The 7,969-nt window shown below is 48.5% G+C and carries 4 protein-coding genes; 2 read left to right on the forward strand and 2 right to left on the reverse strand.

Going from position 1 to position 7,969, the window contains the following annotated elements; translation table 11 throughout:
* The first annotated feature begins 181 nt into the window (after nucleotides 1-181).
* Nucleotides 182-4,276, forward strand: a complete 4,095-nt coding sequence (locus MGMO_RS09910; protein ID WP_023494916.1) for a hypothetical protein — start codon at nucleotides 182-184, stop codon at nucleotides 4,274-4,276.
* Nucleotides 4,277-4,399: 123 nt separating this feature from the next.
* Here the strand turns inward: MGMO_RS09910 and MGMO_RS09915 are convergent, their stop codons facing one another.
* The gene (locus MGMO_RS09915; RefSeq protein ID WP_023494917.1) at nucleotides 4,400-5,458 is read right to left on the reverse strand and encodes a glyceraldehyde 3-phosphate dehydrogenase NAD-binding domain-containing protein; all 1,059 of its coding nucleotides are present in this window, start codon (nucleotides 5,456-5,458) and stop codon (nucleotides 4,400-4,402) included.
* Between the two features lie 311 nt (nucleotides 5,459-5,769).
* Between MGMO_RS09915 and MGMO_RS19585 the strand changes: the two genes are divergently transcribed.
* Nucleotides 5,770-6,108, forward strand: a complete 339-nt coding sequence (locus MGMO_RS19585; protein ID WP_152976335.1) for a hypothetical protein — start codon at nucleotides 5,770-5,772, stop codon at nucleotides 6,106-6,108.
* A gap of 230 nt (nucleotides 6,109-6,338) precedes the next feature.
* On the opposite strand, the gene MGMO_RS19980 is transcribed toward MGMO_RS19585, so the two are convergent.
* A partial coding sequence (locus MGMO_RS19980; protein ID WP_036307420.1) for a P-loop ATPase, Sll1717 family occupies nucleotides 6,339-7,969 on the reverse strand: 1,631 nt, incomplete at its 5' end.

A 7,969-nucleotide genomic window follows, 5' to 3' on the forward strand; every position in this document is an offset into this window, starting at 1 on the left:
ATATATGGACAATAAGTATCCAAATTTATGACAAATACTCAACGTCCGGCAAATACATTTTTCGGCAACATTCCATGCATATCGGGCTTATTTCATCAGTTGAAAGAAACTGTGGATTAGCCAAGTTTGCAGGATTCTGTTACAGCGCCTAAAATCCAAGCATAAAATCTTGGAGACACACATGGGTCGAACTATCCTTTTTTTCCTCACCGGCTTATTTGCTGTTATTGCCCATGCCAAGCCACTGCCTCCCGACCAAGTCCCCGAGCCCTTAAAACCCTGGGTTAACTGGGTACTGCAAGACCAACCCGAACTTGGCTGCCCGTTCATTTTTAACAGTTACGAGCAAAAACGCTGTAGCTGGCCTAGCCAGTTGGATTTGGATTTTACCGCCACGAAAGGGGCGTTTGCGATTAGCTGGGATGTCTTTAAGGAAAGCTGGGTGACGTTGCCGGGCGACCCAAAGCATTGGCCGCAAAATGTTACCGCCAACGACAAGGCAGCGACCGTGCTGGACAGGAATGGCGTTCCGTCCATAAAACTGGCGGCTGGCGTTTATCACATCAAGGGCGATTTTTTCTGGGATACCATTCCGGAAAGCCTGGGCATTCCGGCTGAATCGGGGCTTATCGGCTTACGTATTAACGGGGCGACGATAGCCATGCCCAGCATTAGAGGCGGACAACTGTGGTTGACGGAAAACGACATCGGCCAGAAAAAGCCGGAGAATGTCCAAAACAGCCTGGACATCCAGGTATTCAGGAAAATCGCCGATGACGTGCCCATGCAGGTGACGACCCGCTTGGTGCTGGAAGTGTCGGGCGAGCAGCGCGAAATCAGGCTGGCAAGACCCATCCTTAACGAATTTATCCCGCTGAGTTTACAAAGCCCGCTTCCGGCGCGGATTGAAGCGGATGGACAGTTGTTGATACAAGTCCGTCCAGGCCGATGGCAGTTGGATATTGAAGCCAGAAGCGCCAAAGAAACCCATGTCATTGCCTTGGCTGCAAGCAATCCAGACTGGCCTGATTCGGAGATCTGGGTATTCGATGCCCGACCGGATTCACGTGTGGTTGAGGTGGATAAATTGGTGCCGATTGATGCCAGCCAAACCAATGCACCGGAGGAATGGCGGCATTTGCCCACCTATAAAATTAACCAGGGTGAAAGCATGGGGTTGAAGGTCATCCGTCGGGGCGATCCCGAACCTGAGCCTAACCAACTATCAATCAACCGGAAATTGTGGCTGGATTTCGACGGCACGGGTTACACCATCAACGACACGATTAACGGCAAAATGACCAAGGGCTGGCGGCTGGATGTCCTGCCGGAAATGCAGTTGGGTAAGGTCAGCCTGGACGGCAAAAGCCAGTTGATCACCCTGACGGGATCCGGCAAGCAGGGCGTGGAAGTCAGGAAAGGCACGATTGCGCTGGATGCCGACAGCCGTAGCGTCGGTAATATCAGGTCGATAAGCGCAGTGGGTTGGGCGCAAAATTTCAATCAAGTCAACGCGGAATTGAATTTACCGCCAGGCTGGCGCTTGCTCGCCGCCAGCGGTGTCGATAATGTGCCGAATACTTGGATCGCACGCTGGACCTTGCTGGATTTATTTTTGGTGTTGATCGCGGCATTGGCAACCAGCCGCTTATTCGGTCGGCTGTGGGGGGCGTTTGCCTTGTTGACGCTGGTCTTGATTTGGCATGAAGCGGGTTCTCCCCAGTATGTCTGGCTCAATATCCTGGCAGCCACGGCTTTATTAAAAGTGCTGCCGCAAGGCAGGTTTTTGACTGCCATCACATGGTATCGCAATGCATGTTGGCTGGCTTTAGTCCTGATCGTCATCCCGTTTATGGTCAACCAAGTGCGGATGGGGCTGTACCCGCAGTTGGAATATCCGTGGCAACAGGCGGTGTTTCCGACGACTGCACCTAGTCCTGCGCCGCCTATTGCGATGAACCAGGCAACATCGGCAATGGATGCCGTAGCCCCCGCATCCGAACCCATGCAAGAGCAGGAAATGGCGAAAGCCATCATGCCAGAACGGAAAGGTAAATATGGTTCCGGTGGGTTTGCTGGGTCGTCCTACGAATTAAACACCGATTTCAGCCGCTACGATCCCGATGCCAAAGTGCAGACCGGCCCCGGTTTGCCGCAGTGGCAATGGCATCAGGTGCATCTATCCTGGAATGGCTCGGTGGATTCTGGGCAAGAATTGCGCTTATGGTATCTCTCGCCCACGCTCGTAATGTTGTTGAATTTCATCCGGGTTGCCTTGGTGGCTGTATTTGCTATGCTCATGTTTGGATTGGCTGGAAAGCTTAGCTTCAAATTCAAAACCGCAACCCCTGTCTTATTGTGGTTGCTGGTGCTGCCACTCGTGGCAATGCCCACGCAAAAAGCCTACGCGGATATTCCAACCAAAGACGTGCTGGACGAACTGAAAAACCGCTTGCTGGAAGCCCCTGACTGCCTCCCCAACTGCGCCCAAATCCCGCAGATGAAAGTGGCGGTCAACGAGAATGCTGTCGAAATCACCCTGCAAATCCACGCCCAGCAAGCAGTCAACCTGCCATTGCCTGCCACTTATGAGCAATGGTTTCCTAACCAAGCCACCGTTGACGGCAAATCGGCGACAGGGCTTTATCGTAACGGCAACGGCTTATGGCTGTATTTGTCTGCAGGTGAGCACCAGGTTGTGCTGCGCGGTGCAGCACCTCTGCTGGCGACGTTTACCTTGCCTTTGCCCTTAAGGCCGAATCGCGTGACGGTTGAAACCGCGCAGGGCGGTTGGCAAGCCAGCGGACTGCAAGACAACGGGCAGGTTGACAATCAACTGCAATTCAACCGTACCAGCAAGGCAGCGGATAATGCCCAAAGCACAAACCTTGCCCCCGGCCTGTTGCCGCCCTTCGTCAGGGTCGAACGTACCTTGCAACTGGGGCTAGACTGGCGGGTAATCACCCAAGTCATCAGGCTATCGCCAGCCGATTCTGCGGTTGTGCTGGAGGTTCCCTTATTGGCTGGGGAATTGGTGACAACGCCCGGCATTCACGTCAAAAATGCCAAGGTCGAAGTCAACATGCCCGCACAGCAATCGGTGATGCAATGGGAATCGACTTTGGAAAAATCCGAAAAAATTACGTTTTCCGCTACACAAACCAGCCAATGGGTAGAAGTCTGGAAAGCGGATGTCAGCCCCATCTGGCATATTGAGGCCAGCGGGATTACCGTCATCCATAATAACAACGAAGGGCTATGGTTACCGGAATGGCACCCCTGGCCGGGCGAAACATTGGCCTTGCAAATAACCCGTCCCAAGACGCTGGAAGGGCAAACCTTAACGATAGATAGCAGCCAGTTAGCCATCAAGCCGGGCAAACGCTCGCTGGATGCGGACTTAACGATGAGTATCCGAAGCTCGCAAGGCACACAGCACACCTTGACGTTGCCGGAACTGGCCGAGTTGCAATCCGTGGCGATAAACGGGCAAACATTGCCGTTACGGCAAGAAGGCAGGAAGCTTACCTTGCCGATCAATCCCGGCAAACAGGACGTGGTTTTAAGCTGGCAAGAGCAGTCAGAAATCTCCAGCATAACCCAAACGCCCCGGCTGGATTTAGGGCAACCTAGCGTGAATACCCGGCTTAATATGGGTTTAGGTCAAGACCGTTGGGTGTTGTTTGTTTGGGGGCCAAAGCTAGGGCCTGCGGTGCTATTCTGGGGCGTGCTGATGGTAATCGGTATCTTGGCGATAGGCTTGGGGAAAGTCCCGCTGACTCCGTTAAAGGGCTGGCATTGGTTCTTATTGCTGCTCGGATTAAGCCAAGTGCCGATGGAATCTGCCTGTTTAGTCGTGGCGTGGTTAATGGTTTTGGGCTGGCGCGGACGGTTATTGGATACCCACATAAAATATTTCAATTTATTCCAGGTAATCATCGGCTTATTCACCTTATCTTCGCTGGCCATACTGGTTTTTGCGGTGGAACAAGGCTTATTGGGCGGCTCGCCCGATATGCAGATCACCGGAAACCAGTCTTCGGCTTTTGATTTGAACTGGTATCAGGACAGGAGCCCATCCACCTTGCCGCAAGCAACAGCGGTTTCCGTACCGCTGATCGCGTATCGATTGCTCATGTTGCTGTGGTCGTTCTGGCTGGCAGCGTCACTGCTCAACTGGCTAAAATGGGGATGGAACTGCTATGCCGCCAATGGCCTGTGGAATAAGAAAGTAGAACCGGAGAAAGCCAAACCATTAGGTGATGGAAACACTTAAGGGGACTTTGCACAAGTTAATTGCGCCAGGGCTCTGCAATCACATCGCGAACAAAATCAACATCTTGCCGTTCGCCCTGGGCTTGTCGAACGAAGGATTTATTCACAGATCAAGCTTTATTAATTACTGAACCCAAGCGTCTTGTAATACACCCAAGACATCCAGGACGCGGCAACAATAGGCTCTCTCGTTATCGTGCATGATCGATAAGCCCATATGCCGTTGGTTGCTCACCTGTAAATGTTTCATCAGGATGATGGCAGAGTATTCACTCCCTAAGTAGTCGATGCTGACTTTCTCATGGCCCCAAGCGTCATATTCGCAATCGATGATGCCTTTAAGCTCGTTTTGGGCATAATTTTCCATCAGTTCAATACATTCTGCCAAGCTCGTATCCCTGCTTAAGGTCGCTGTCACGTCCATAGCCGAAACAATGGTGGTAGGTACCCGGTACGATATGGAATCAAGCTTGCCTTCAAGCTCCGGCAAGACAAGGGCGGTTGATTTTGCAACATTGGTGCTGATTGGGATGATAGAGGCGGCACATGTCCGTCCAAGTTGCGGGACAGAAAAATGGAAGCCGTCCAATACCCGCTGGTCGGAAAGGGCCGGGTGTATGGTGATGATCCGCGCATAATCTATACCGATATGCTTGTTCAAGATATATGCCACCGGTGCCATGGCATTACCGGTGCAGGTACTGGCGGCAATGACGTGATGCTGTAAAGGATCGTATTGTTTATGGTTCACGCCATAAACAATACTGGCATCAATCCCGGCAATGTTGGCGGTGCACAGGACTTTTTTGGCAATCTTTTGTTCTATCAGCCCGCGCAAATCATTGATGTTGGCCGTCCCGGTGGAATCAATAATAACATCCAGCTCCAAGTCCCGAAGCTCCGCGAAACTTTCGTGGCCCAGAATGTTGCGCCGCCTGTCGCCGCGTACGTAAGGGACTTTTTTGCCTGCAAAGGTAATGAATTTATTTTCACAGTCCAAGGAAACGGGCGGCTTGCCATACGTGCTGTCATTCGCCAGCAGGTATGTGACTTGATTTTCAGGCATGACGTCGCATAACGCGCATAAATTATATTTTTCGCCCCCAGCCTGATCAAAATCAGCGCGGATGATGCCACGCCCTACCCGTCCAAGCCCAATAATCCCAACACGTAACTTAGTCATAATCCGAACCTTTTTGTTTCAGATGGTTTATTTTTATGCTGCGGCTTAATAATAGCATTTGTTGTTGTGTTTGGGGTATGACTATCCATAGGTCATCTATAGCACTAGAAGAAATCGATTTCTTTATGGTTTGGTCATTCAGTAAGAACACTAATTTATATATACTTAATCAATATGTTATATTTAATCCTGCACTTGTTGAAAGACATGTAAAGCGTTTCCTAAAAAACCGTATATCGTCATTCCGGCATGGATTGCCGGAATCCAGAGACCAGGGATGGAAAAACCTTTCGTGGTGAGCTTGTCGAACCATGAACGAAATCGACATTTCATCCCCTCTCCCCTTGTGGGACGACCGCCAGGGAAGGTGGAAGTACGGCAGCAGGTATGGAACCTGCGCCGCTAGGGTTAGGGTGAGGGGTATTAATAAAGTGTCGCTACCGCGAGGTTGTTTGAATGCGGGTTCTCGTACCCACGGACGAGATACTTTTCTTTGCGCGGAAAACCACATGGATGTGGCGAATGCGGAAAACGCAGGAGCAGTTTTCCGCCAAAGAAAAGTATCCAAAAGAAATCCGCCCGATGCCGCTTGTTTCCTGCGCTTCTCGCATTTACCGGGGGTTGTCAAAAGGGACTCCCTGTCCCTTTGACAACGTGCGGCATCCATGCCGCGCCCCTAACGGGTTATTCCCGATAAATGCTCCGATGCTCGGCGCGGCATACGGGAATAGGGCGATTGCCATAGCCCACGTAGCCCCGATTAGCGACAGCGTAATCGGAGGAATGTAATCAACAAAACTCATGCGTACGATTACGCTGTCGCTAATCGTATCTACGGCTCTTTATTTTCTGTACAGATTGATTTTGTAAGTCCACGTGGTTAAATTTTTTTCCTACGGTTTGTAGACTTTTTAGTACTTTGCCCAGTGGAATATAAGCGAATATGGTCATCTAATAATTTATCTAACACCTCATCACCAAAGTCTTTTTTTGTAGGACTCCGAAGTTTTGAAAGTATGCTTGTTAAACTATTGGCGGTTATTTTTATTATAAGTTTATCTTGCAAATAAAATTCTCTAAATGCCTCCAGTTCTCTGCCCTTAGTTAAGCCTGGCTGCTTATCTCTACAAATTATGAATCCCAACTTGCCATATTCCTTACTCAGATACCCATTCATTTGCCGATATTCTTCGACACCTATTATTTCGAAATTTTTTACTTCAAAAATAACCTGACGAGTAGAATAATCTTCTCGGATACGCTTCCAAAACCCGTTAATTCCTTGATTGGTAGCAACTATATCTCTTCGCTGCGCTGCATTTTTATTCGGATGAAGTTCGATATTCGTTAATTCTTTTGCAAATGCAATCTCTATAACCCTCTTACACCAGCCTTCAAAACCTGAAGCATCATCCTGGCCAAGGGACAGGTTACCTAACTCAGAAATAAGTTGACCTAATTTAGCGGAACGCTGCTCCGTAGTAAGCGAATGAATCGTAATTTCGTAATCGTCGAATATCTGCTCTGCAATGCCTTGTTCAAGGTCATCTTTCTGCAAATTAAGTGCGCTCCAATAACAAGGATGAACCATTAAAGAGTCGCCAATCGAAATATTCTTATTTGCTCTCTTACCGTCATGCGAAAATACCCAAGTGCTGTTTTGCTTATCTAACATTCCGAAAAACCCTATACCATATAGTTCTTTTGCTATATCTATTTCGGTACCCAGTATTATCAAATGCTGCAGAACGTCAGCGTCAAGCGTTGGATTATCTCGAATGCGCTTAATGGTTTGGATAGCAAAATCGACGGAAAACTTGGTTGGCCCATTAGCAAACGCTGTTGTAAGCTGAGACACACCAAGGAAAATTGAGGCATATTCTTTACTAAGATCATCAAATCGAATAACAGAAATTTGTTTAGCTGATTCGTGAAAGTCGTTTTCAATTAAGGTTTTTTCTCTTTTTTGTCGTCTTGCCTGCTCAATCGCGGCGTTCAGTAAAGCAATAACATCACGAGGTCTATAAAGTGTAAGCCGTAAACATCTTTTAAAACCTTCTCTTCCATGTAATTCGGCACTCGTAATGGCGTTCCAAACTTTAATATCACTTTCAACTTCAATATTTAAGGCCGCTCTAATCCGTTTACAAACCATGAAAAAGAGTTCCTCTGGATCCCAGTGTAGGCGCAACACTTGACTCTCTAAGTTTCGTGAGAAATCTAAATCTTCCGTCTGTACACCTCTGAAAATGTTATCTCTAAGAAAAACAATCGCTCGTAGATTTTCTCCTAACGCATTTCTTAATTCATCAGTTCCATAAATGATTCCATCGACTATACCGACACCAATTGTATCTGGCTCATAACCTTCATCTAATCTATCTATGAGTATAATCAGCTTTTTACTTTGACTCTGCGTTAGCTTTATTACTTCCTCGGTGATGTCATTTAATTTTAAAAAGGAAGAGAGGTCTGCAATTCGTTCTTCTGGATTAGTAGTCCCAAGCAATC

The organism is Methyloglobulus morosus KoM1 (genome assembly GCF_000496735.2).
Lineage (GTDB): Bacteria > Pseudomonadota > Gammaproteobacteria > Methylococcales > Methylomonadaceae > Methyloglobulus > Methyloglobulus morosus.